The organism is Tepidibacter aestuarii, from assembly GCF_934924865.1.
Classification (GTDB): Bacteria; Bacillota; Clostridia; order Peptostreptococcales; family Peptostreptococcaceae; genus Tepidibacter_A; species Tepidibacter_A aestuarii.
In genome coordinates this window covers 2,795,975-2,821,201 of the sequence record NZ_OW235315.1, presented here as the reverse complement: position 1 = coordinate 2,821,201, position 25,227 = coordinate 2,795,975, and the positions used below count along the sequence as shown (strand labels likewise).

Below are 25,227 nucleotides of genomic sequence, written 5' to 3'. Positions count from 1 at the left end.
TTGAAAATAAGATCATCAGAGATAGTGATGAGTGCAGTAAATAGAGATCAGTATCCAGCAGAAGGAATTCCAGAAGTAGCATTCGTAGGAAGATCTAATGTAGGAAAGTCTTCTAGCATAAATTCACTTTTAAACAGAAGAAATTTTGCAAGAGTAAGTCAAACTCCAGGAAAAACAAGAACTATAAATTTCTATTTAATAAATGAAGAGTTTTTCTTTGTAGATTTACCTGGATATGGATATGCAAAGGTTTCAAAAACTGAAAAGGCTAGTTGGGGAAAAATAATGGAAAGATATTTAACGAGTAGAGATGAGCTTTGCCGTATATATCTTCTTGTAGATATAAGACATGAGCCTACTAATGACGATAAGGCTATGTATGATTGGGTAAAATATTTTGGATATGAATGTACTGTAGTAGCTACTAAGGCAGACAAGATATCTAGAGGTAAGTATCAAAAACATATGAGTATAATAAGAAAAAAATTAGGACTTACAGATGAAAAAATAATACCTGTATCATCACTTAAAAAGACTGGATTTGATATTTTATGGGATGATATTACTAACACTTACAGTGAGCATGGATATGAAATAACTTTAGATTAAGACCTTGGAATTCCAAGGTCTTATTTTTTTGAAAATGGGTAAAATAAATAAGACTTGTATTAATTTGTTGTCTGTGGTACAATTATTTCTAAATTATTTGTCGAACGAATTAAGTTTCACTTCATTGAAAATTTGAAATGTGAAAAGGAGAGTGAATATGCAGGATAATCAACTTAAAAAGAGCATTGGCCTAGTCTCGGCGTTATCTATAGTAGTAGGAATGGTAATGGGATCGGGAGTATTTTTTATGCCTAAACAAGTTTTTTCAGCTACAACTACACCTGGACTTGGAATAATAGCTTGGATAATGGGTGGATTCATATCAATTGCAGCAGGGCTTACAACAGCAGAAATATCTACAATAATACCTAAGACCGGTGGAATGGTAACTTATTTAAAGGAAGTATACGGAGATTTATGGGGATATCTTTTAGGATGGGCTCAAACTTTAGTATATATACCAGCTATAATGGCTGCACTTGCAATGATGTTTTCAACACAAGTTATATCTTTATTAGGAATTAGTGATAATATGTTAATACCAGTAGCTATAGGTGTTGTAGTTTTTTTAACTATTATGAATTCGCTTGGATCAAAGACAGGTGGTATTATTCAAACATTAGCCACTGTAGGTAAATTAATACCTTTATTTGCAATTATAATCGTAGGGTTTATAAAAGGTGATGGTGGTGTAGTAAGGCTTATGCCTATAATCCCAGAATCTAAGCCATTAGTAACAGCGCTAGGTTCTGCTCTAGCTGCTATAATGTTTGCATATGATGGATGGATAAGTGTAGGTAATATAGCAGGTGAGATGAAAAATCCAAAGAAAGATTTACCTATAGCTATAGTAGGTGGACTATTCGTTATAATGGGTGTATATGTTTTAATAAACATAGCATATTTACTTGTATTACCAGCAGATGTATTATCATCAACTTCAGCACCTGCAAATGAGGTTGCAAATGTTATATTCGGTGCAGGTGGAGGAAAACTTATAACAGCAGGTATAATGGTATCCATATTTGGAACATTAAACGCCTTTGTTTTAACGGGAGCTAGGGTCCCTTATATAATGGCTGTTGAAAATAAATTGCCATTTAGCAAGAAATTAGCTAAATTAAATAAATCAAATGTGCCGTTGAATTCAACTGTATTAATGACATTGTTTGCTTCATTCTATATAATGACTGGGAATTTTGGTCCATTAATCGATTTAACAGTATTTATAATATGGTTGTTCTATGTTATGATATTTTATGCAGTATTTATTCTTAGAAAAAGAAAGCCTGATATTAAAAGACCATACAAGGTACCTATGTATCCTATAATACCAATTATAGCAATCCTTGGAGGAGTATACATTATAGTAAATACTATAATCGCTCAACCTATGAATGCAGTTCTAGGTATAGGTATAACCGTTTTAGGAGTACCTATATATATGGCTAGAAAACATAAATTTAATAATTTAGATTAAATTAAAAACCTGCATCTTTTGATGCAGGTTTTTTTGTTAGATTATTCAAGAAATAATACTATTTTGTTTCTTCATCTATAATTTCCTGTATTCTTGATTGGCAAGCACCACATCCAGTTCCGGCACTTGTTTCTTCACCAACGGCCTCTACTGTATTAGCTCCTTTTTTTATTGCTTCACGAATTTCTTCTTCCGTTGTTCCAAAACAGTTACATACAACTGACATAAAAACATACCTCCTTACATATTAAATTATTACTATAATTAGTCTCTTCTATTATTTATAAAATATTCTTAAATTATTTAAATCAAGTTTCGTTTTAGAGAAAACTATTATAAAAATGAATTTATGCAGTACAAGCACAAAATATAGCTAAAATTAATAAAATAAAAGTAGGTTAGAAGTATGAGAATGAATATTAATTGAAAGAAGGAGATTTTATGACAGCTAAAATTAAGAGAGTGTTCCCTGGTGGAAACACAGCAGATGGTTTTTTTTCTTACTATGATTATATGATTCAGCAACAGGATGCAAACCATATATTTTGCATAAAAGGTGGACCGGGCGTTGGCAAATCTTCTATGATGAAAAATATAGGGAATGAAATGCTAAGACTTGGTTATGATGTTGAGTTCCATCATTGTTCATCAGATAATAACTCTATAGATGGAATTGTTATACCTGCGCTTAAAGTTGCCATGGTAGATGGAACTGCTCCTCACATAGTAGACCCTAAAAATCCTGGAGCAGTAGATGAGGTTATAAACTTAGGAGAGTATTGGGATTTGGCAAAAATGAAGGAAAATAGAGAAGCTATACTAAAGTCTAATAAAGAAGTGGGAAGATTATTTACAAGAGCATATAAATTCTTAAAGGCTGCAGAGTGCATAGTTAAAGATGTAGCAGTTAAGTATAAAGAAGCTATGGATTTTGGAAAGATAAACTCTATAACTTTAAATTTAATTGATGAGATATTAGGAAGTGTTGAATTTAAAGGCAAGGCAGGAGATGAAAGACATTTATTTGGATCAGCTATAACTCCTAACGGAGTCGTAGAGTATACTGATACAATATTTAATGATGCAACGGATGTATATTATATAAAAGGTGATGTGGGAACTGGAAAATCTACACTACTTGAAAAAGTATACAAAAATGCAGTACTAAAAGGTCTTGACGTAGAGGTTTACCATACTCCTTTAATTAAAGATAAAATCGAAACTATATTTATAAAAGAGATGAATATAGCTCTTACTGTAAGCAATATGTTTAAAGAAAATAATTACAAGGTAGTAGATTTAGATATATGTGTAAATCATGATATATTAGATAAGTACAAAGATGAAATAGAATATGATAAGGGATTAATAGAAAAGCTATTAGAAAACGGGATAGAAAATATAAGAAGAGCTAAAAAAGAGCATGATGTAATGGAGAAATATTATATACCTAATATGAGTTTTGACAAAATAGAAAAATTGAAGATTAAGATAAAAGAGCAAATACTTGAGTTTAAATAATAAAAAGACCTCCTAGTGTATGGAGGTCTTTTTATTATGAGTAGGAAATTATATTTATTTTAAATTATGGATAACATTGATGAAAGAATTACACCTGAAACTATTTTAAGCAACAGAGCCCGTAGGGATTGTTGGCGACATGAGTCAGTGCGTAGCAACTAGACGAATTTTTTTATGTTTGATTTGAGTCACAGTTTTATTTTTAATATCCTCTTATAATAAACTTAACAACACAATAAAAGGGAGGAATTAATTATGAAAAACGTATTTAATATAAATCAAAAAATAGGAGAAATAGCTACAAAATTTCCGAAAGCAATAGATATATTTATGTCATATGAAATTGATTTTTGCTGTGGAGGAGATAGACCTTTGAAAGAAGCATTAAAAGAACAAGAAATGAATGAGAAGGAAGTAATTGATAAATTGAATAAATATTATAGTGAATTTGTAAATAAAAATAATGAGGAAACAGATTGGACAAAATCTTCTATGTCGAATTTAATTGATTATATTGTTCAAAAACATCATGGCTTTATGAGAGAAACACTTCCAATTACAAATGAATTGATTAATAAAATTTTAAGAGTTCATTATGTAGATAATGGAGAAATATTGTCTAAAGTTCATAAATTATTTAATAATCTAAAATTAGAACTAGAAGAACATCTTATAAAGGAAGAAGAAGTTTTATTTCCATTAATAAAAGAATATGAAAAAAATCCATCAAAAGAAACTAAAGAAAAAGCAATTGCTACAATGAACGAAACAGAGGATGAACATGATAAAGCGGGAGATATATTAAAAGAAATAAGAAGAGTAACAAATAAGTATGAAGTACCTGAAACTGGATGTAATAGCTTTAAAATAGCATATGAAAAAATGCAAGAAATAGAAAGTGACTTATTTAAGCATATTCATCTTGAAAACAATATTTTATTTGAAAAATTGAAGAAGATTTAATATAAAATAAAAAATGCACTCAAATGGGAGTGCATTTTTTATAATGAGTAGGAAATTCCAATTATCTTAAATTGTGGATAGATATAATTTCTGATACAAATTTCAAAAAAGTCTACATTTAAAATTTTCAAAGGAAGACTTTTTTATTTTAATAATATAATTTTGGGTATACTATAAATAAATTTTACATATAATCATTTTTTATAAAATAAGGGGGTTGCAAATGAACAGTTGCTGTGAAAGATGTAAAAATAAATTGTGTGCCAGTAAAATTTATATATTTGAAAATTTATCCAATGAAGAGTTGGTTGAAATAATTAAAATGACAGGACATGAAAATTATAATAAAAAAGAAACTATTTTTGTTGAGGGAGAAAATGCAAATAAATTATATTTAATAAATGAAGGAAAAATAAAATTATTTAAATATACCAAGGATGGGAAAGAACAGATTTTACATATATTGTCTGATGGTGATTTTTTTGGAGAATTGAATCTTTTTAATAAAGGAGAGTACAATTTCAATGCTCAGACAATTAGTCCGACAAAATTATGTACATTAACTAAGGAAAAAATGAGAAATATAATTTTAGAAAGACCTGAAATAGGATTAAAAATATTAGAGGTTATAGGATCGAGATTATCTAACCTAGAGTCATTAGCGCAAAATTTAGCAACAAATGATGTAGAAGTGAGAATTGCATATATGTTATTAGAATTAAAAGATAAATACGGTAAAGAAATATCAGAGGGGATTGAAATAAATCTGCCTATTACAAGAGAGAATATGTCTAACTATACGGGTGTTGCTAGAGAAACAATAAGTAGAAAACTCAAAAAATTTGAAGAAGAAAATATAATTAAATTAGTTGGAATAAAAAAAATAATAATAATTAATCAAGAAAAATTAGAAGATTATTTGTAGAAAGATTTGATTTGAGTCACATTCTTTTTTCATTAAAACTCTTATAATAAAGATAACAAAACACATGAGGTATTTATAAGGAGGAGATATTAATGAAAAAAGAAATTCTAGTTGCTGATAAAACATATTGGATAGGATATATAGATAATAGAAATGTACCATTTCATCGTTTAATTCTTGAAAAAGGAACTACTTATAATAGTTATTTATTAAAAACTGAAAAACCTACAGTAATTGATACGGTAGATATTAGTTTTGGTAGACAATTTATTGAATCGCTTAGTGAGTATATTAATCCACAAGAGATAGAGTATATTGTAATCAACCATGTTGAACCAGATCATTCAGGAGGACTTCCTTTATTAGCTAATAAAGCAAAAAATGCAGTAATAGTTACAACAGAGCTTGGAGCTAAAGAATTAAAAGATATGTATAAGCTTCATAATAGAGAATTTATAATAGTTAAAGATGGAGATACGTTAGATATTGGAGGTAAAACATTAAAATTCTTTGAAACACCTTATCTTCATACTGAAGAGACAATGATAACATATTGTGTTGAAGATAAAGCATTATATTCTTGTGATATTTTTAGTAGCCATGTTGCAACATATGATTTATTTAATGACTTATCTAAAGATGATATAACTCCTGATTTTGAAGGATACTATAAATTGATAATGCATCCACATAGACCATATGTACAAGATATGATTAAAAAAGTAAGGAAATTAGATATAAATTTGATTGCTCCATCTCATGGATATATATTAAGAGAAAATGTTAAAACATTTATAGATATATATGATGAAAAAAGCAAACCAGTCGGCAAAAATAAAAAAGCTCTTATTATTTACTCCACAATGACTGGAAATACTAAAAAGATTGCAAACTACTTGAGTATTGGATTAAATGAAAAAGACATAGATGTAGAATTAATAAATGTAAAAACAGATATAGACATGAAAAAAATAAAAGAATCAATAGAAAAATCAGACTTAATATTATTTGGAAGTTCAACGCGTTATGGAGATATAGTTGGTGGAATTGAAGAAATATTAAAAGAAATAAAACATATGAACTTAAGTTCAAAACTAGCCATTGCATTTGGGTCATATGGTTGGAGTGGTGAAGCAATTGAAGTTATTAATGATTATTTAAAAGATACTAATATGAATGTAATAGAAAGCTCATATATGATTAAAACTACAGGTATGAATGATATTATGTTACCAATTAGAGTGAAATTTAATCCAAGTGAAAATGATATAGAAAATTTAAAACATACAGCTCGAACAATTGGAGATCTATTAATTGGTTAACTTACAAAAACATTTAAATAATATAAATTAAGAGGTGTTAAGATGGATGCTATTTCGTTGATGATGGAAGAACATAAAAATATTAAAAGGGTACTCAAGGTTATAAGAAAGTTATGTATTAAAATCTTAAATAAAGAAGAAATTGAACTTGATGTATTTAATAAAATAATCGATTTTGTAAAAAACTATGCAGATAAGCATCATCATAATAAAGAGGAAGAAGTTCTTTTTAAAAAAATATCGGAAGAATTAGGAGAAAAAATAAAAAATGGACCAATATATGGAATGCTTGCAGAACATGATATGGGTAGACTTTATATATTAAATTTAGAATCAGCCTTAGAAAAAGTTAGAAAAGGTGATGAAGATTCAAAGGTAGATATAATTGCTAATGCTATTTCTTATACAGACTTACTAAATAGACATATTGATAAAGAAGACAATGCTATATATAAATTTGGAGAAAAAAATCTAAGTAAAGAAGCTATAATAGAAGTTGAGGAAAAATGTAGAGAAATTGAAAAATCAGCAGCTAATAGAGATATTCAAAATAAATATATGAAAATAATAGAAGAGTTAGAGGAAATATCTAAATATTAACTACTCTATTTCAAAAATAAAGTAAGTAGCTTGAAAAACAAGCTACTTACTTTATTTTTATATTAAATACAAAAACTTATTTATAAGGTTAATTATATATATTTTGGGAAAACTAATTTATAAAAGTGATTTGATATATTACATAAAGGAGAGAATAAAAATGAGTTTTGAAATAAAAAATAATATCAAGTGGGTTGGAAAAACAGATTGGGAATTAAGACATTTTCATGGGGAAGAATATTCTACTCATAGAGGTTCTACTTATAACTCTTATTTGGTTCGTGATAAAAAAACTGTTTTAATTGATACTGTTTGGGAACCTTATGCAGAAGAATTTGTAAGGAACTTAAAAAAAGAAATAGATTTAAATGAAATAGACTATATTATTGCAAATCATGCAGAAACAGATCATAGTGGAGCTTTGCCAGAATTAATGAAAGAAATTCCTAATACTCCTATTTATTGCACTCAAAATGGAATGAAATCCTTGAAGGGTCATTATCATCAGGATTGGAACTTTGTACCTGTAAAAACAGGAGATAAATTAAATATTGGAGAAAAGGATTTCGTTTTTATTGAAGCTAGGATGCTTCATTGGCCAGACAGTATGTTTTCATATTTAACAAAAGATAATATTCTATTTAGTAATGATGCCTTTGGGCAGCATTATTGTTCAGAATCTATGTATAACGATTTAGTAGATCAAGCGGAGCTTTTTCAAGAATCTATAAAATATTACGCTAATATTTTAACTCCATTTAGTAAACTAGTAGAAAATAAAATAGATGAAGTGCTAAAATTAAATCTTCCTGTAGATATGATTTGTACAAGCCATGGAGTAATTTGGAGAGATAATCCAATTCAAATAATAAATAAGTATATGCAGTGGTGTAAAAATTATAAAGAAAATCAAATTACAATTATATATGACACTATGTATAATAGCACAAGAAAAATGGCAGAAGCTATAGGAAAGGGAATTAAAGAAGCAGATAAAGAAGTTACAATTAAATTGTTTAATATAGCTCGCTCTGATAAAAATGATGTAGTAACAGAAATTTTCAAATCTAAAGCAATATTTGTTGGTTCTTCAACCATTAACAAAGGAATACTTTCTCCTGTTGCAGGAATTTTAGAAGAAATTAGAGGTCTTGCATTTAAAAATAAAAAAGGAATAGCTTTTGGTAGTTATGGATGGGGAGGGGAGTGTATTAAACTCATTAATGAAGGCTTAGAAAAGGCTGGTTTTGAAATTGTAGATGAAGGGTTGAAAATAAACTGGAATCCAGATCAGCAAGCAATAGAAGAATGTATGGAATTAGGCAAAAAAATAGCAATAAGAACAAAATAACAAGTTAATTACTTATTAGAAGGAGTGAAAAGTTTGAATGAAAAAATACTTGTTATAGGTAGCGGTATTTCAGCTATAACAGCTATTAAATCAATAAGAGAAGTAGATAAAAATATTGAAATACATTTAATTGGAGATGAAGAATTTTATCCATATAATAGAGTTAGGTTATCAAAAGGATTATTAAGCACATTGGAGGAGGATAAAATATTACTCCAAAAAAAAGATTGGTATGACTTAAATAATATAAAGTTTTACAAAAATATAGGCGCTATTTCAATAAATACAGATAAAAAAGAAGTTGAACTGTCAGATAAAAATAAAATTACTTATAAGAAATTACTATTAGCTAATGGAGCCAGTAATGCTGCACCACCTATATTAGGAATTGATAAAAAGGGTGTTTTTAGTTTAAGGACGCTTAAAAATGCATGGGAGATAAAGAATGAGGCAAAAGAAAATAATAATATTCTTATAATAGGAGGGGGGATTCAAGGATTAGAAACTGCTTGGATTTTATCTCAACTTGGTAAAAAAGTTTTTCTTGCTGAAATTTTCTCAAGGCTTATGCCTAAGCAATTAGATAAAAAATCTTCTGAAATATTAAAAAATGCTTTGGAGCTATATAATATTGAGATTATGCTTGATACACAAATTAAAGAGCTAATTGGTGACAATAAAATTAGTGGATTTATAACAACAAAAGGAGAAGTAGTTGATTGTGATATGGTTGTTTATTCCACAGGTATAAAACCAAATATAAATATATTAGAAAATACGCAAATTAAAACTAATAAAGGTATAGTAGTAAATGAAAAAATGGAAACTAGTGTAGTAGATATTTATGCTTCAGGAGATATTGCTGAATTTAATGATGAAGTATATGGTTTATGGAATGTAGCTATAGGACAGGGAAAAACTGCTGGGTATAATATTGTTGGTAAAAACAGTATTTATGAACATATAGTACCTGTGACAACATTAAATGCGTTTAATTTATCTTTATTTTCTATGGGAGAAATAGATGAAGATAAGGCAACTGATATATTAGTAGAAGAATTAGAAAATAGTGGCTATCAAAAAGTTTTAATAAACAGTAACAAAATAATAGGAGCTATAGTAATTGGTGATATAAGAAAGTCTCCAGCTTTAAAGATAGCAATGGAAAAAGAAATAGATTTAAGTGATGTTGATATTAAGAATGTATCTATTGATGAGATTATTAACATAATAAGAGAAAAAGCTAAATAGAGAGGGTGAAAATAATGGTGCAAGTAAAATTTTGTGAAAATAATTTTAGCCATGGAACCGAAGAAATAGTCAATAAAATAGAGAATGAATTAAATGAAGTTGATGTTGAGGTAGAACCTTGTTTAGGATATTGTGGTGATTGTGCAGTAGGGCCATTTGCTTTAGTAGATGATGAACTTATTCAAGCTGATACTCCTGATGAGTTATTTGATAAAATTAAAGAGCAAGCTTAAAAATTAAAGATATTAAAAGTAAGAGAGAAGTTGCTCTCTTATTTCAGATTGTTGACAAAAAGCTGTCAACAGTAAAAGACCTCCTATTATATGGAGGTCTTTTACTATACTATATAGTATCTGGATCTTTTTCAAAATAAACTCTTTCACTTCGAGTTTTATAATTTTTAATATAATCCTCTATTTCGTCTAAACTATTATTTAGTTTTTCGAACATTTCGTGAGGTATGTTATAGTAAAGGTATAGATCTTCAAAATGTCTTTCTGCATCCGCAAATCTTTTATTTATATTTATAAATTTTTTAAAAACTGTTGAGTTTGATGCATTTTTAAACTGCTTTATATCGTGCTTTATAACGTTTAGTATTTCGTCTTTATTTACGTATGTTCCTATATCCATAGGATACGGCGAAATTCTTTGGAGGAAGTAGTTATTTACGTTATTTATATGGTATACGTATTCTACATCAATTTCTTTTACATTGAATTTAACATAACACATTATACCCTTTATTATCTTCACCTGACCGCCCATTTGATTTAGAATCATTTCATGCTGAGACATTTCAGTTTTAAGATAAGCTTGTTTCATAAAAAAACCTCCTTATTAAATAATAAAATTATGTATTTAAATTTTATAACTTCAACTATATAAATAAGTCTATATAGTTATTATATAATATAATGCTATAGAATATTTCAAAAAATGAAAGAATTACATATAATTGTATAAAAATATAACTAATTTCAATAAAAAGACTATAACATATACAACTTGATAAAAAAATGGTAAAATTATATTCAAAATAAAGTTTGAATAGGAGAAAATTGGTATGGGATTATTGTTTAGTGGTATAAACATAATTATATTATTGATAATAATGATTATTCCTTTTGTAGTTGGGTATTATTCAATAAGGTTTTTAAAAAATAGAGAAGAAAACAAAGATGAGTTGTTAGTAAGAGTAGTTTTACTTGAGAAAAGAGTGAAAGAACTTGAAGATTATATAAATGATTCAGAATAAATGGAGGGGTTTTGTATGAAGGGCACAGTTGTATCAACTTGGCTTAAAACATGTAGAAAAATTTATAATGATGATGTAGTGGATAAAGCAATGCAAGATTGCAATGTTAGTAGTTCAAAAACATTTTCACCTATTGAAGATGTTGATGACGCTACTGTATTTAACATAATTAAGAACATAGCTAAAGCGGTAAACTTGGATGAAAAAAGTATATGGAAGAGCATAGGTATAGACAATATTGTTACATTTACTAATGACTATCCTGCTTTTTTTAGACATGATACATTATATCAATTTCTAAAATCTATGAACGATGTACATAAGATAGTTGTGAAGAGAATCCCTGGAGCTAAACCACCAGGACTTGATTTAACACCTATATCAAAAAATGAAGCTATATTTGAGTATAGATCAAAGAGAGGCATGTTTGATTACTTTTTAGGAATGCTTGAAGGTGCGGCAAAGTATTATAATGAGAAAATACAAGTAGAAGAAGTTGAAAGAAGTTCATCAGAGCTTAAAATTAAGATATTATTCGAAAAAGATATATACTTTAAAAAGACTTATAAATTAAACAAATTAATGTCTTTTGGGTTCATAAAAGATATACATGTAAAAACTTCTATACTGTCTCTTGTAATATTTATATTGCTCAGCTTACCCGTTAATATTCTGTTTAAAAATATAGGTATGTATATATATCCTTTTGTAGCATTTTTAAGTTTTATAGCATCATCTAAAATTATGAATAAGCCTATGCAGTTTATACTAGATGAATTTGAAAATATTAAATCACATAATTATACAGAGGGCGGAAAGATTGTATCGAATGATATGTATGAAGATGTGTACGATATATTAAATGAGTACAAGGATATAATAAGAAAGGACTTTGTAGGATTTAAAGGTGTTACTGACGAAATGAATACTTTCAGTAAAACATTGACGGGAATAGCTAATAAAATGGACTATACTTCTGAAGAAATATCGGGGATAGTTGAACAAGTTGCAACAGCAGCTATAACTCAAGCAGAAGAGACTGAAAGTGCTGTTAGCTTATTAAATGACAATATAATTGGTATAAAAAATATATCTGAAATGGAAAATGAAAATAAAGAAGAATTAGAAAAATCGGTTGAGAGAATAGAGCAAGGATACAGCCATGTTAAATCGACTACTGATAAACTAAATGATATACTGAAAAGCTTTGAAATGGTTAAGGAAAACAGTGTTAACCTTCAAAAGAAAGCTGAGAATATAACTGATATCGTATCTATAGTTGCATCAATTGCATATCAGACTAATTTATTGGCACTTAATGCTTCAATAGAAGCTGCAAGAGCTGGAGATATGGGAAAAGGGTTTGCAGTTGTAGCTGAAGAAGTTAGAAAGCTTGCAGAGCAATCTCAAGATGCAGTTAATAATATAAATTCTAATTTGTCTATGTTTATTGGAGAAATAGAAAACCTTGTATCAGATGTTGGAACTGAGTTTGAGGTGCTTGAAGAAGAAAATCATAAATTGAATATAGCTGTATCGGAGAGTAGTCTTGCTAATAATACAATAAAGGATGTAGCTAAAAAAATGATAAAAACATCTGAGTATCTTCAAAAAGAAACTGAATCTATATCATCAATTTTTGAAAATATGGAATCATTAGCAGCAATAGCGGAAGAAAATTCAGCTTCATCTCAAGAAGTAAGTTCTAGTGTAACAACTTATACAGAAGAAATAAAAAATCTTACTAAGAGTGTCTCTGAGTTTAACGAAATTGTAGATAATTTTAGTGAAGATATAAATATATATAAAATATAGATAAAAAATACGCCTTTTTATAAAAGGCGTATTTTTTATACACTAAGGGACTATAAAATTTTCGCTCTATAGATAACATTGGTGGAAGAACTACACTTGTAACTATTTTTAAGCAACAGAGTCGTAATTCTTGTTGGTGACATGAGTCAATGTGTAGCAACTAGACAAATTTTTTTATGAATAAGGAAATTATATGTTAATTAATGACATATTGGATAAAAAATGTTAAAATATACATATTTAAATAGAGGTTTGGGGGGGATTTTATTGAAAATTAAATGTAGCTCTATAAAGTTTAAATTTATAAGTGCTTTATTAATTATATTACTTATAATAATATCGTCGCTGAGTTTTTTATCTATAAAAACTACACAGAAATCTATTAAACAGCAGTTAGAACAAGATGGAACTCAGCTTGTTAAAGAGATAATACTGCAAATAGAAAACAATAATGAAACTATAAATAGTATAGACAAATTATTGGAAGATAATATGATATCTATTTGCAACATAATTGCTAAAGGGAAATTGATATCTAATGATTATCTATTTGAATTGGCTAAAAGCAGTAATATTTCTGAAATAAATTTAGCAAATCAAGATGGTGTCATAATATATTCTAATTTAAATGAGAATTTGGGATTTATATACCAAAATGACCATGCTGTGTCTAAGCTGATTCATGGTAAGGATGAACAAATTGTAGAAGACATAAGAAAAAGTTCTGTTTCAAATGATTATTACAAGTATTCAGCAATAAAACTTAAAGATGGAACTATACTTCAAATAGGTATACTAGCTAATAGTATAGAGGATATAAAAAGTTCAGTATCTAATCAGAATATAATAGAAAAAATAGTAAAACAAGAAGGTATAGAATACATAACTATAATAGATAAGAACTTAACTGCTATAGCTCATAGTGATAAGGAGAAGATAGGAAAAACATTCAACGATAAAGGAAGTAAAGAGGCTGCAAAAAATGGGAATAAATACGCTTGGGAATATGAGTATAAACCAGGTCTTTGGGTATATGATGTGTTAGTACCTCTTTATAATAATGGCGAGCATATAGGGGCTGTTGATGTAGGTATATCTATGAAAAATTTAGAAAATGTCAAGAAGCAGATGTTTATAAATACTATTATAGTAGCTTTTATTGCTTTTGCACTTAGTTCTGGAATAATAATTTTATTATTAGATAAATTATTAAGACCATTAAATGAAGTTATAAGAGTGTCTAATGAGGTATCGGATGGAGATTTGACTAAGGTTATAAATATAAAGGACAATAATGAAATAGGAATGTTAGCATCTAGTTTTAATAAGATGACCAATAATTTAAGAAGTATGACTACGAAAATAAAAGAAACTACATCTGGTATAAATGATTTTTCTCAAGAGCTTCTTTCGTCAACTGAGCAAGCTGCTATTGTATCAGAACAAATAGCTATATCCACTCAAAATATAGCAATCGGTTCAGAAAAACAATCTCAATCTACTGAAAATGTATTAAATAATATAAAAGAGGTTGCAACTGGAATGGATAATATAAAGCATGAGGTTAAGGATGTTGTAGATAATGCTGACAATACAAGTGAGTTAGCTATTCAGGGAAGAGAAAAAATGGTAGATATGGTAAATCAGATGAATACAATAAAGGAGAATGTTGGATATACATATAATGTAATGAATGATCTTGAGAAGGCTTCCCGCGAAATTGAGGACATACTTCAGGTTATAAATAATATAGCAGATCAAACCAATTTATTAGCTTTAAATGCAGCTATAGAGGCGGCAAGAGCTGGAGAAAGTGGTAAAGGATTTGCTGTGGTTTCAGATGAAATAAGAAAACTTGCAGATGAGTCCACTAAATCAGCAGGGAAGATACAAACGTTGATACTATCAAATCAGAAAAATACTAAGAGGGCTATGAATGTTATAAACCAAGGCTTAGAAGAAACAAATAAAGGCGAGGTTATAGTAACGCAAGTGGGAGAGTATTTAAAAGATATATTAAATGGATTTGAAGTAACAAAACAAAAATTATATAGGACTAATGAAAGTATCAATCTATCAAATGAAAAAGTTAAAAACATAGAAAATGTAATATATGAAATAGAAGCTATAGCTATGGATTCGGTTGCTAGCACTGAAGAAGTTGCTGCATCGAGTGAGCAACAGTCTGTAAGCATACAAGAAATATCATCATCAGTACAAGAACTTTCTTGTATGACTAGAGAACTTGAATTTATGGTTGAGCAATTTAAAGTTTAAGATAAAAACACTCTTATAGGACAATGGTCTTAAAAGAGTGTTTTTTACTTGTGACTATAGTATTGTTTCTAAAATTTTAATAAAAATATATGTAATTTAAAGAGGAAAAAGAAAATAAAATGGAGAAATATGTTATAATAATAGAATAAAATGAATAAATTTGTTAAAAATATGTATATAACTAAAAAAATGGAGGAGGATTGAATGAAAGTTAAATTAAATTTTAAGGTTAATTCAATAAAAACAAAGATAACAGCAATTATATTATTGGTGATAATGTCAATATTAACTATAAGTACTTATTTATCTATTCAAACGATAGATAAATCTATGAAGAAACAATTAAAAGAAGATGGGTTGGCGTTAGTTAAAGAAATAACATCACAATTAGAGCGCAATAATGAGGCAATAGAACAGATCGATGGACTGTTGGGAAATACAATATTGTCAGTGGCTTATGTTATTGGAAGTAACAACGAAATTTCAAATGAATACTTAGTAAAAATAGCTGAAAATGCAGGAGTTTCTGAGATTGATGTGACTAATGAAGATGGTATTATAATTTACTCGAATTTAATTGAAAATATAGGTTACAAATATCCTGATACTCATGCAGTTAAACCTTTACTTGATGGAAAGCAAGATACTGTTGTAGAAGATATAAGAAAAAGCGAAGTTTCTAATGATTACTATAAATATGGGGCAACAAGATTGCCAAATGGAGGAATAGTTCAAGTTGGTATCATAGCTAATAATATCGAAAAAATGAAACAATCTATGAATATACAAACGGTAATAGATAAGATTGCAGCAGAAGATAATATAGTATTTGCACTTTTTATAGATAAAAACTTAAAGGCTGTAGCACATAGTGAAAAAGATAGAATAGGGATAGATTGTAATGATAAAGGAAGCATAGAGGCTGCTCAAAATGGAAAACAATATACATCGGAATTTATGTACAAAGACAAGATACCTACATACGATGTATTAATGCCTGTATATGATAATGGAGAACATATAGGTGCAGTGGATATAGGAATATCTATGGAAAATTTACATGCTGCACTTAAAACCACAATGATAAAGTCTATAATTACATCTATAATAACGTTTGTGCTAAGTGCATTTATAATAATATTTATGCTTGGAAAAATGATAAATCCTATTCAAAAAGTAGTTCAAGTGTCTAAAAAAGTATCAAAGGGAGATTTAACTGAAAAAATAGATATAAAATCTAATGATGAAATTGGTATATTAACTGAAGGCTTTAATGATATGATAGATAATTTAAGCGGGATAACTAATAAAATCCAAGATGTAACGTTTAGCGTATCATCTTTCTCGCAAGAATTATTAGCTTCAACTGAGCAAGCTGCTATGGTTTCTGAACAGATAGCTGTATCAACTCAAGATATAGCTCATGGTTCAGAAAAGCAATCTCAGGCTACAAATAATGTATTGAACAATATAAAAGAAGTTGGAAGCTCAATGGACTATATAAAGAATGAGATTGTAGACGTAGTTGATAATGCTAATGAAACAAGTAAATTAGCTCTTCAAGGTAGAGAAAAGATGACGGATATGATAACTCAGATGAATGTTATAAAAGAAAGCGTAGGTTATACATCTGATGTTATGGCTGATTTAGATGAAGCATCAAAGGAAATAGGGGATATATTAGAAGTTATAAACAATATAGCAGATCAAACTAATCTATTAGCCTTAAATGCAGCTATAGAAGCGGCAAGAGCTGGAGAAAGTGGAAGAGGATTTGCTGTTGTTGCAGATGAGATAAGAAAGCTTGCAGAGGAATCTATGAAATCATCTGATAAGATAAAGGATTTAATAGTATCTACTCAAAATAATACTCAAAAAGCTAGTATAGCAATAAATAAAGGAACTGAAGAAACCCAAAAAGGAGAAGCTATAGTAACTGAGGTAGCGGACTATCTAAAAGATATACTCAATGGATTTGATTTAACAAAGGAAAAGCTCCTTATAACTAGTGAAAATATATCAAATTCTACTGAAAAATCTCAGCAGGTTATGGAATTTGCTAAAGAAATAGAGGGCATAGCAATAGATTCTGTTGCTAATACAGAAGAAGTAGCAGCCTCTAGTCAAGAGCAATCTGCTACAATAAATGAAATAACAAGATCTGCTGAACAATTATCAAGTATGGCGACAGAACTTGAGGAAGTAACAAAACAATTTAAATTAAACTAATAAGTGAAACTTGATTCAGATGAATTTTTTACTCAATCTGAATTTTGGGTTGCGTGTGCCCTGTGGGGGAACTAATCCAGAAGCTAAAAGAACTTGTGAGTATATTTTTATACTCACAAGTTCTTTTCTATATAAGGGCATTATATAAGAGAGCGTTATCATAAAGCGAATTTTTTATATAAAGACATAATATGTGAATTTTAGTTAAGTTTTTGTATAAATTAAAAAGAATTTGATGTATTATAATATTGAATAGTAAATTAAATTTGAGGAGTTAAGATTATGAAAAAATCCTATATACATATATTGATACTTTCTTTGATTTTAGGAATAGGAGTTGGTATTCAATTAAAAAATAACTACAATGTAGTTGAAGAACTTTCTTTCTTTGATAAACAGATAATAGATCAGGTAAATAGAGTTAAACAGGAAAATAAAAAGTTAACAGCTAAGAAAGAGTACTTGAAAAATCAACTAGATATATTAGAGGAAAATAAAATAGATGACCCGCTGGGTAAAAGCATGAAAGAAAATATAGATAATCTTAAAATGATTTTAGGATATAAGGATGTTCAAGGTTCCGGCATGATAATAAAAATAGATACAGAAGAAGAGGTAAATTTAGGAGATTTGATGGAGAGAAACAGCTTTTTTGTTAGGTTAATCAATCAAATAAGAAGATATGGTGGAGAATCTATATCCATAAATGGTCAAAGAGTTAGTCAGTATAGTGCTATTGCGCTAGCAGGAAGCCATATAAATGTTAATTTTACTCCTATAGTTCAGCCATATGAAATAAAGGTTATAGGAAATTCTGATATTTTAAAAAAGCATATAAACGACAGAAATGAAGTTATAGAGTATATGAAAAGCTATGGACTAGATATAGAGATTAAGTTATATGATGCATTAATTATTGAAGGGATGCCAAGAGAAAAAGAGTTGAAGTTTACTAATGTTTACTAAATAACAAGGAGATTTAATTATGGAATACAAAAAAATTAAATTAGGAGAAATTTTAATATCAACAGGAAAAATAACTCAAGAACAATTAGACAAAGCTTTGGAAGAACAGAAAAGTTCTAAAAAAAAATTAGGACAAATATTGATAGACAATAATATTATAACAGAACAAGATATCATAGAAATACTAGAGTTTCAATTGGGAATACCACATATTAATCTAGAAAATTTTGTAATAGATGAAGAAGTTCCGTTATTAATATCGGAAAGTTTAGCAAGAAGATATGAATTGATTCCAATAAGAAAACAAAGAGGTAGGCTTATGGTAGCTATGGTAGATCCTCTTAATATATTTGCAATAGATGATGTTAAAATAGCTACAAATATGGATGTTGAGCCTTGTATATGTTCAAGGAAGGATATATTAAATGGGATAGATAAATGTTACGGAAAAGAAGTAGCTGAAAAGGCAATAGAAGATTTTAAGAAACAATATGAAGTAGATAACATAAATGATTTAGATGAAGAAATATTAAATGACATAAATAATGCTCCTGTTGTTAGGCTTGTAAATTCTATAATAAAGCAGGCAGTAAAAGCTAAGGCAAGTGATATACATATTGAACCATTTGAAGAAAATGTTCGAATGAGATTCAGGGTAGATGGACAGCTTCAGGAAATTATGAGTTCAGCAAAGACCACTCATTCAGCAATAGTTACAAGAATTAAAATAATGGGGAAAATGGATATTGCAGAAAAAAGAGTTCCGCAGGATGGTAGAATAGAGATAAATATAGATGGAAAAGAAGTAGATCTTCGTATATCAGTACTACCGACTGTATTTGGAGAAAAAATAGTTATAAGACTTTTAGACAGAAGTTCATTTCTACTTTCAAAGAGTCAGTTAGGATTTACTCAGGATAATTTAGAAAGATTTGATGAATTGGTTGAAAATCCTAATGGGATTATATTAATTACTGGTCCTACAGGAAGTGGTAAAACTACTACATTATATACTATATTAAGGGAATTAAATCAAATAGATAAAAATATAATTACAGTAGAGGACCCTGTAGAATATAAGCTTCATGGTATAAATCAAGTTCAAGTAAATAATAAAGCAGGGTTAACTTTTGCAAATGGACTTAGATCAATACTTAGACAAGACCCGGACATTATAATGATAGGAGAAATAAGAGATGCAGAAACGGCTCAAATTGCAGCAAGAGCAGCGATAACAGGACATCTTGTTATAAGCACAATGCATACAAATGATGCTCCATCTACAATAACTAGACTTATGGATATGGGAATACAACCATACCTGATATCAGCATCTGTAGTTGGTGCTATAGCTCAAAGGCTTGTTAGAAAAATATGCACTAACTGCAAAAAAGAATATACTCCTAGCGAAAAGGAAAAAGAAATACTTAATATAGGAGATGAGACCAAGCTTTATAGCGGTGAAGGGTGTAAACAATGCTATAATACCGGATATAAAGGAAGAACTTCGATTCATGAAATAATGAATATCAGTAAAAACATAAGAGAATCAATAGATAATAAAGAAGGTATAGATAGATTAAGAAAAATAGCAGTAGATGAGGGGATGATTATTCTTAGGGATAATTGTAAAGAGCTTGTATTAAATGGAACGACTAGCTTCCAAGAATTTATGGCAGTTACATATAATAATAAATAGGTGATGGATATGAATATATATGATTTACTTAAAAAAACAATAGAATTAGGTGCATCAGATCTTCATATAACAGTTGGATACCAACCTGTTATGAGAATAAATGGAAAACTGAGTAAGTATGGGGAAGACATATTATTACCAGATGATAATTTGAGTTTAGTAAAGCAAATATTAGATGAAGAGAAATTTAAGAAATTAGAAGAAAAAGGAGAAATGGATACATCCATTTCTTATCATAAACTAGGAAGATTTAGAGTAAATATATATAAACAAAGAGGAACGTATTGCATGGCTATAAGATCTGTAGCTTTAGAAATACCAAGTATGGAAATACTAGGTCTTCCACCTATTATAAAAGAATTATCTAAAAAACAAAGAGGTCTAGTTCTTGTAACAGGACCTACAGGAAGCGGAAAATCGACAACACTCGCATCAATGATTGATTATATAAATAAAAATAGAAGTGCTCACATATTAACATTAGAAGATCCTATAGAATATCTTCATAAGCACAATAAGAGTATCGTTAACCAAAGAGAAATAGGTACTGATTCTAAATCATTTTCAAATGCTTTAAGATCCTCTTTAAGACAGGATCCGGATGTAATATTAGTTGGAGAGATGAGAGATTTAGAAACAATATCAATAGCCTTAACAGCAGCAGAAACAGGACATTTAGTATTTTCAACACTTCATACTATAGGTGCTGCTAAAACTATAGATAGAATAATAGATGCTTTTCCATCACATCAGCAACCTCAGATATTAGTACAGCTATCTGCAGTTCTTGAAGGTGTTGTATCTCAACAATTAATTCAAAAAGAGGATGGAAGTGGAAGGGTTGCTGCCCTTGAGGTAATGGTAGTAAATACAGCAATAAGAAATCTAATAAGAGAAGGAAAAACACATCAAATACAAACATCTATACAAACAGGAACAAAATTTGGAATGCAGACTATGGACAGTGATCTAAGGAATTTATATTTAAAAGGTATTATATCAAGAGAATCATTGTTAACTTATGCAGTAGACAAGGATATGGTTAGTAGATACATATAGGGGGTTGATATGTATGCCCAATTATAAATACACAGCTATAGATAAATCGGGTAAGAGAATTGAAGGAAAGTATACAGCAAATTCCAAGGAAGAAGTTTTGTCAATGTTAAGGCAAAATAATTATTATCCTATGAAAGTAGAAGAAAATAAAGGAAGTAAAGAGATAAGAATTGGAGATTTTTTTAGAAAAATAAAAACTAAGGACATAGCGATTTTTTGTAGGCAGTTTTATACATTACTAAATGCAGGTATTACAATAATAAGCTGTTTAGATATTTTAAGAGTTCAAACTGAGAATAAAAAATTTGCAAAAATTATTGGAGATGTGCATGATGATGTTCAGAAAGGACTTACATTTTCAGAAAGTCTTAAAAAACAAAAACATGTATTTCCAGAACTACTTATTAACATGGTAGAAGCAGGAGAAGTAAGTGGTAACTTAGATGTAATAATGGAGAGAATGTCTTTCCATTATGAAAAGGAAAATAAAATTAATAATAAAGTAAAGGGTGCTATGGCATATCCTATAATACTTAGTATAGTAGCAGTTGTTGTTGTAACATTCTTACTAACATTCGTTATGCCGACGTTTGTTGGAATGTTTGAAAGCAGTGGAGTTAAACTACCTCTTCCAACAAGAATACTTCTTAGTATAAGTGAGAGTATAAAAAAGTACTGGTATATACATTTTTTTACACTTTTCATGGTAATTTATGCTATAATTAAATATGCAAAAAGTGAAAGAGGAAAGATGTTAATAGGGATTATAAACTTTAGAATACCTATAGTTAAGGGGATAACACAAAAGATAATTACATCAAGATTTACAAGAACATTATCGACATTATTATCAAGTGGAGTACCGTTAATACATGCACTTGAAATTGTAGCAAAAATTGTAGGAAATATAATTGTAGAAAAAGGAATACTTGAAGCTAAAGAAGAGGTTAGAAAAGGTATAGACCTTGCGAGTCCTCTTGAGAAGATAGGAGTATTTCCACCAATGGTTACTTCTATGATAAAAATAGGAGAAGAATCAGGTTCACTTGATGAAATTCTTGAAAAGACGGCTGATTTTTATGATGAAGAACTAGAAACAGCATTGGGACAAATAACAACACTAATTGAGCCGATTATGATTATAGTTATGGGTGGTGCTGTTGGATTTATTGTTATAGCTATGATGTTACCTATGTTTGATATGGTGAATACTATAGAAATGTAAAAAATTATATAGGGAACTGTGAAGTATCTTCTGTATGTGGGCACCTGGAAGATATGGAGTGAGTGGTGCAACCGACCGCCAAGTATTAAGCAATTAGTTGTTTAAATAGTTGGTTTTTTTATTTGAAATATTAACTGAGATTTGCGGTTAATCGAAAAATAAGCCTTATTAAAATACCACAACTTAGTCAATATTTTAGTAATACTAAGGCTGAGTCTTATAATATATATTAAAACTTCTTAAACTCCCTTACGGTCAGACAAAAGAAGTTTTTAACATATATTTCAACGTCTCAACTTAAGTATTATAGTAAAATATTAACCAAAAAGGAGCTAACATTTTAATAAGCCTCATTTTTAGGAACGTAGGTAGATACAAGTGATTTTATTTGAAAGGAGGTGAAAACATGATAAAAGCAATTCAAAAAAAATTAAATAACAAAAAAGGATTTACTTTAATAGAACTTATCGTAGTTCTTGCGATATTAGGAATTATAGCAGCTATTGCAGTACCTAAATTTACAAAAGTACAAGATACAGCTAAAGAAAAAGCTGATATAGCAACTGCTGCAATGATAGAAAAAGCTGCTGAAACATATTTTATTTCAGAAACGAATCCATCTACTAGTATAACTATAGAACAACTTGTCACTAACGATTATTTAGATAAAACACCAATTGCTCAACAAAAAGGTAAAGAGTTTACACTGACAATAGATGATGATGGAGATGCTACTGTAACTATAACGGAAAAAAGTGAATAATAATTTTAATTATTAAAATTTAAGCTTCAATTTAGTGATTGGCTTTAAAGCTAATCACTCCTTACTATTTTTAAAGGAGAAACAAATGAATTTCATAATTTTAACCCTAGGCCTTCTCATAGGCTCATTTTTAAATGTGTGTATATATAGAATACCAAGAAATGAATCTATTTCATTTCCACCATCTCACTGCCTAAAATGTAGTACTAATCTAAACCCTATTGATTTAATTCCAGTATTAAGCTTTATTTGGACAAGGGGTAAGTGCAGATATTGTAGTGAAAAAATATCTAATAGATATCCTTTAGTTGAAATATTAAATGCATTAATTTATTTAATATTATATTTAAAATTTAGTATAACCATTTTATTTATAAAATATGCTCTTTTATCTAGCATTCTTATAGTTATAAGCTTTATAGATTATGATCACCAGATTATACCTGATGAAATTGTAATATTTGGAATTATATTGACTTTTATCCTACATACATTATATAACTTTAAATGGAATATTTTAAATGGAACGATAGGACTACTTATTGGTGGAGGATTGTTTTTAATTATTGCACTTGTAACTAATGGAGCTATGGGTGGTGGTGATATTAAGCTCATGGGAATGTTAGGATTTAGTTTAGGATATAAATATATTCTTTTGATAACATTATTATCTTTTATTATAGGAGCAGCTGCTTCGTTAATATTAATATTTCTTAAAATAAAAAGTAGAAAAGATTTCATTCCGTTTGGACCTTTTATAGCCATGGCAGCTCTTGTAACAATCTATTTTGGAGATGAAATTATAAATTGGTATTTACTCAAAATAATAAGCTAGATTAATGGGGGGAATAGACTTGTTTAATAACAAAGTTTTGTCTATAGATATAGGAAATAAAAATATAAAAATAGTCTTAGGAAAACAAAATAAAAATAATGTAATAGTTGAAAAAGCCATGGTGATAGAAACTCCTCCTAACTCGTATAAAGATGGAAATATATTAGATATAGAAAATTTAAAGTCGGTTATAAATAGATATATACAAAATGAAAATATAAAAACTAAAAAAACAATTTGTACAGTTCAGAGCACATCAATCATTAAAAGAGAAATAACACTACCTGTTGCTAAAAAAGAAGAAGAAATGAATACAATGGTAAGATTTGAAATAGAACAGTATTTACCGATTATATTTGATGATTATGTGATAGAGTACAAAATTTTAGAAACTTTTATTGAAGAAGATATAAAAAAAGGAAGAATAACTGTTGCTGCACTTCCTAAAACAATAGCAGAAGATTACTTGAAACTAATAAAAGAATTAGATTTAACTCCTGTAGCTTTAGATATGAATTCAAATTCAGTATCTAAATTATGTGAATCTAAGGTTACAATTAATGATGAAAATTCCAGTTTGGATAAAACTGTTGTTGTTATAGATATAGGACATAATTACATAAATTTAAATATGATTTCTAATGGCATATTAGAATTTAGTAGAATTATACCTGTTGGAAGTAATGAAATAGATATAAATATTGCAAATATGCTTAATCTATCTTTAGAAGAAGCTGAAAAGAGAAAAATAGAAAATTCTAATTTAAATCATGAAAATGGCCTTGTTTCATTAGAAATGTTAAATGATATAGTAAAAGACTCTGTTAATACTTGGATACAAGAAATTAGAAGACTATTTAGATATTATGAAAATATAAAAAGAGAAAATAAAATAGAAGAGATATACTTATATGGTGGAGGGTCAGATATTAAAGGGTTAGAAGATCACTTTAAAAAAGAATTAAATATTGAAGTTATAAAGATAGAAACAATGTCTAATATAAAACTTGGGAAAGAAGCACAAGATACAAAGCTGAATCAATATTTAAATTGTATAGGTTCAATTATACGAAAGTAGG

General features: G+C 28.5%; 23 protein-coding genes and 1 riboswitch. Of the genes, 21 read left to right on the top strand and 2 right to left on the bottom strand.

Annotation, left to right across the window (positions count from 1 at the left end; all coding sequences use genetic code 11):
• Together yihA and M2214_RS13810 are read left to right on the top strand one after the other, a co-directional pair.
• Positions 1–609: a ribosome biogenesis GTP-binding protein YihA/YsxC gene (gene yihA, locus M2214_RS13815; protein WP_248484878.1), complete on the top strand. Its 609-nt coding sequence runs from the start codon at positions 1–3 to the stop codon at positions 607–609.
• 157 nt (positions 610–766) lie between these two features.
• The gene (locus M2214_RS13810) at positions 767–2,089 is read left to right on the top strand and encodes an APC family permease (protein ID WP_248479811.1); all 1,323 of its coding nucleotides are present in this window, start codon (positions 767–769) and stop codon (positions 2,087–2,089) included.
• Positions 2,090–2,147: 58 nt separating this feature from the next.
• Here M2214_RS13810 and M2214_RS13805 read toward each other — a convergent pair whose 3' ends face one another.
• Positions 2,148–2,315, bottom strand: a complete 168-nt coding sequence (locus M2214_RS13805; RefSeq protein ID WP_248479809.1) for a (2Fe-2S)-binding protein — start codon at positions 2,313–2,315, stop codon at positions 2,148–2,150.
• Positions 2,316–2,530: 215 nt separating this feature from the next.
• Between M2214_RS13805 and M2214_RS13800 the strand changes: the two genes are divergently transcribed.
• The 8 genes from M2214_RS13800 (at position 2,531) to M2214_RS13765 (ending at position 10,255) form a co-directional block, all read left to right on the top strand.
• Positions 2,531–3,610 carry a PRK06851 family protein gene (locus tag M2214_RS13800; protein WP_248479807.1) on the top strand — a complete coding sequence of 360 codons (1,080 nt, stop codon included), beginning with the start codon at positions 2,531–2,533 and terminating at the stop codon, positions 3,608–3,610.
• A 255-nt stretch (positions 3,611–3,865) separates the two neighbouring features.
• Positions 3,866–4,573, top strand: a complete 708-nt coding sequence (gene ric, locus M2214_RS13795; RefSeq protein ID WP_248479805.1) for an iron-sulfur cluster repair di-iron protein — start codon at positions 3,866–3,868, stop codon at positions 4,571–4,573.
• A gap of 223 nt (positions 4,574–4,796) precedes the next feature.
• Complete coding sequence (locus tag M2214_RS13790) at positions 4,797–5,498, top strand: Crp/Fnr family transcriptional regulator (RefSeq protein ID WP_248479803.1); 702 nt, start codon at positions 4,797–4,799, stop codon at positions 5,496–5,498.
• A 92-nt stretch (positions 5,499–5,590) separates the two neighbouring features.
• On the top strand, positions 5,591–6,820 hold the full coding sequence (locus M2214_RS13785; RefSeq protein WP_248479801.1) for an FprA family A-type flavoprotein: 1,230 nt from the start codon (positions 5,591–5,593) through the stop codon (positions 6,818–6,820).
• Positions 6,821–6,862: 42 nt separating this feature from the next.
• Positions 6,863–7,420 (top strand): hemerythrin domain-containing protein, encoded by a 558-nt coding sequence (locus tag M2214_RS13780; protein ID WP_248479792.1) that lies wholly within the window; start codon positions 6,863–6,865, stop codon positions 7,418–7,420.
• A gap of 160 nt (positions 7,421–7,580) precedes the next feature.
• Complete coding sequence (locus M2214_RS13775; protein ID WP_248479790.1) at positions 7,581–8,771, top strand: anaerobic nitric oxide reductase flavorubredoxin; 1,191 nt, start codon at positions 7,581–7,583, stop codon at positions 8,769–8,771.
• A 33-nt stretch (positions 8,772–8,804) separates the two neighbouring features.
• A complete protein-coding gene (locus M2214_RS13770) occupies positions 8,805–10,022 on the top strand; it encodes an NAD(P)/FAD-dependent oxidoreductase (protein ID WP_248479788.1) in 1,218 nt (405 codons plus the stop codon).
• A 14-nt stretch (positions 10,023–10,036) separates the two neighbouring features.
• The gene (locus M2214_RS13765) at positions 10,037–10,255 is read left to right on the top strand and encodes a DUF1450 domain-containing protein (RefSeq protein ID WP_248479778.1); all 219 of its coding nucleotides are present in this window, start codon (positions 10,037–10,039) and stop codon (positions 10,253–10,255) included.
• 109 nt (positions 10,256–10,364) lie between these two features.
• Here the strand turns inward: M2214_RS13765 and M2214_RS13760 are convergent, their stop codons facing one another.
• Entirely contained in the window at positions 10,365–10,847 is a 483-nt protein-coding gene (locus M2214_RS13760; protein ID WP_248479776.1) for a hypothetical protein, read from the bottom strand.
• A 241-nt stretch (positions 10,848–11,088) separates the two neighbouring features.
• Here M2214_RS13760 and M2214_RS13755 point away from each other — a divergent pair, with 241 nt between their 5' ends.
• The 11 genes from M2214_RS13755 (at position 11,089) to pilM (ending at position 25,226) form a co-directional block, all read left to right on the top strand.
• Positions 11,089–11,280 (top strand): hypothetical protein, encoded by a 192-nt coding sequence (locus tag M2214_RS13755; protein WP_248479774.1) that lies wholly within the window; start codon positions 11,089–11,091, stop codon positions 11,278–11,280.
• 15 nt (positions 11,281–11,295) lie between these two features.
• Positions 11,296–13,095, top strand: coding sequence for a heme NO-binding domain-containing protein (locus M2214_RS13750; RefSeq protein WP_248479772.1), 1,800 nt, complete (start codon positions 11,296–11,298; stop codon positions 13,093–13,095).
• Positions 13,096–13,362: 267 nt separating this feature from the next.
• Positions 13,363–15,372 carry a methyl-accepting chemotaxis protein gene (locus tag M2214_RS13745; RefSeq protein ID WP_248479760.1) on the top strand — a complete coding sequence of 670 codons (2,010 nt, stop codon included), beginning with the start codon at positions 13,363–13,365 and terminating at the stop codon, positions 15,370–15,372.
• A gap of 204 nt (positions 15,373–15,576) precedes the next feature.
• Positions 15,577–17,601: a methyl-accepting chemotaxis protein gene (locus M2214_RS13740; protein ID WP_248479751.1), complete on the top strand. Its 2,025-nt coding sequence runs from the start codon at positions 15,577–15,579 to the stop codon at positions 17,599–17,601.
• A 282-nt stretch (positions 17,602–17,883) separates the two neighbouring features.
• Positions 17,884–18,567 carry a DUF881 domain-containing protein gene (locus tag M2214_RS13735; RefSeq protein WP_248479749.1) on the top strand — a complete coding sequence of 228 codons (684 nt, stop codon included), beginning with the start codon at positions 17,884–17,886 and terminating at the stop codon, positions 18,565–18,567.
• A 19-nt stretch (positions 18,568–18,586) separates the two neighbouring features.
• Positions 18,587–20,266: a GspE/PulE family protein gene (locus tag M2214_RS13730; protein ID WP_248479747.1), complete on the top strand. Its 1,680-nt coding sequence runs from the start codon at positions 18,587–18,589 to the stop codon at positions 20,264–20,266.
• Positions 20,267–20,275: 9 nt separating this feature from the next.
• Positions 20,276–21,325: a type IV pilus twitching motility protein PilT gene (locus M2214_RS13725; RefSeq protein WP_248479745.1), complete on the top strand. Its 1,050-nt coding sequence runs from the start codon at positions 20,276–20,278 to the stop codon at positions 21,323–21,325.
• A 13-nt stretch (positions 21,326–21,338) separates the two neighbouring features.
• Entirely contained in the window at positions 21,339–22,550 is a 1,212-nt protein-coding gene (locus tag M2214_RS13720) for a type II secretion system F family protein (protein WP_248479743.1), read from the top strand.
• Positions 22,551–22,552: 2 nt separating this feature from the next.
• Positions 22,553–22,636: riboswitch (cyclic di-GMP riboswitch) on the top strand.
• A 320-nt stretch (positions 22,637–22,956) separates the two neighbouring features.
• Positions 22,957–23,313, top strand: coding sequence for a competence type IV pilus major pilin ComGC (locus tag M2214_RS13715; protein ID WP_248479741.1), 357 nt, complete (start codon positions 22,957–22,959; stop codon positions 23,311–23,313).
• An 85-nt stretch (positions 23,314–23,398) separates the two neighbouring features.
• Entirely contained in the window at positions 23,399–24,148 is a 750-nt protein-coding gene (locus M2214_RS13710; protein ID WP_248479739.1) for a prepilin peptidase, read from the top strand.
• Positions 24,149–24,167: 19 nt separating this feature from the next.
• Positions 24,168–25,226 (top strand): type IV pilus assembly protein PilM, encoded by a 1,059-nt coding sequence (gene pilM, locus M2214_RS13705; RefSeq protein ID WP_248479737.1) that lies wholly within the window; start codon positions 24,168–24,170, stop codon positions 25,224–25,226.
• Position 25,227: the final 1 nt, after the last annotated feature.

Coding starts and splice junctions, on each gene's coding strand:
- M2214_RS13810 (WP_248479811.1), top strand. CDS start 767: ATGCAGGATAATCAACTTAAAAAGAGCATTGGCCTAGTCTCGGCGTTA.
- M2214_RS13790 (WP_248479803.1), top strand. CDS start 4,797: ATGAACAGTTGCTGTGAAAGATGTAAAAATAAATTGTGTGCCAGTAAA.
- M2214_RS13740 (WP_248479751.1), top strand. CDS start 15,577: ATGAAAGTTAAATTAAATTTTAAGGTTAATTCAATAAAAACAAAGATA.
- M2214_RS13720 (WP_248479743.1), top strand. CDS start 21,339: ATGCCCAATTATAAATACACAGCTATAGATAAATCGGGTAAGAGAATT.
- ric (WP_248479805.1), top strand. CDS start 3,866: ATGAAAAACGTATTTAATATAAATCAAAAAATAGGAGAAATAGCTACA.
- M2214_RS13715 (WP_248479741.1), top strand. CDS start 22,957: ATGATAAAAGCAATTCAAAAAAAATTAAATAACAAAAAAGGATTTACT.
- M2214_RS13785 (WP_248479801.1), top strand. CDS start 5,591: ATGAAAAAAGAAATTCTAGTTGCTGATAAAACATATTGGATAGGATAT.
- M2214_RS13755 (WP_248479774.1), top strand. CDS start 11,089: ATGGGATTATTGTTTAGTGGTATAAACATAATTATATTATTGATAATA.
- M2214_RS13710 (WP_248479739.1), top strand. CDS start 23,399: ATGAATTTCATAATTTTAACCCTAGGCCTTCTCATAGGCTCATTTTTA.
- M2214_RS13760 (WP_248479776.1), bottom strand. CDS start 10,847: ATGAAACAAGCTTATCTTAAAACTGAAATGTCTCAGCATGAAATGATT.
- M2214_RS13730 (WP_248479747.1), top strand. CDS start 18,587: ATGGAATACAAAAAAATTAAATTAGGAGAAATTTTAATATCAACAGGA.
- M2214_RS13735 (WP_248479749.1), top strand. CDS start 17,884: ATGAAAAAATCCTATATACATATATTGATACTTTCTTTGATTTTAGGA.
- M2214_RS13750 (WP_248479772.1), top strand. CDS start 11,296: ATGAAGGGCACAGTTGTATCAACTTGGCTTAAAACATGTAGAAAAATT.
- M2214_RS13805 (WP_248479809.1), bottom strand. CDS start 2,315: ATGTCAGTTGTATGTAACTGTTTTGGAACAACGGAAGAAGAAATTCGT.
- M2214_RS13765 (WP_248479778.1), top strand. CDS start 10,037: ATGGTGCAAGTAAAATTTTGTGAAAATAATTTTAGCCATGGAACCGAA.
- M2214_RS13775 (WP_248479790.1), top strand. CDS start 7,581: ATGAGTTTTGAAATAAAAAATAATATCAAGTGGGTTGGAAAAACAGAT.
- M2214_RS13725 (WP_248479745.1), top strand. CDS start 20,276: ATGAATATATATGATTTACTTAAAAAAACAATAGAATTAGGTGCATCA.
- M2214_RS13780 (WP_248479792.1), top strand. CDS start 6,863: ATGGATGCTATTTCGTTGATGATGGAAGAACATAAAAATATTAAAAGG.
- M2214_RS13800 (WP_248479807.1), top strand. CDS start 2,531: ATGACAGCTAAAATTAAGAGAGTGTTCCCTGGTGGAAACACAGCAGAT.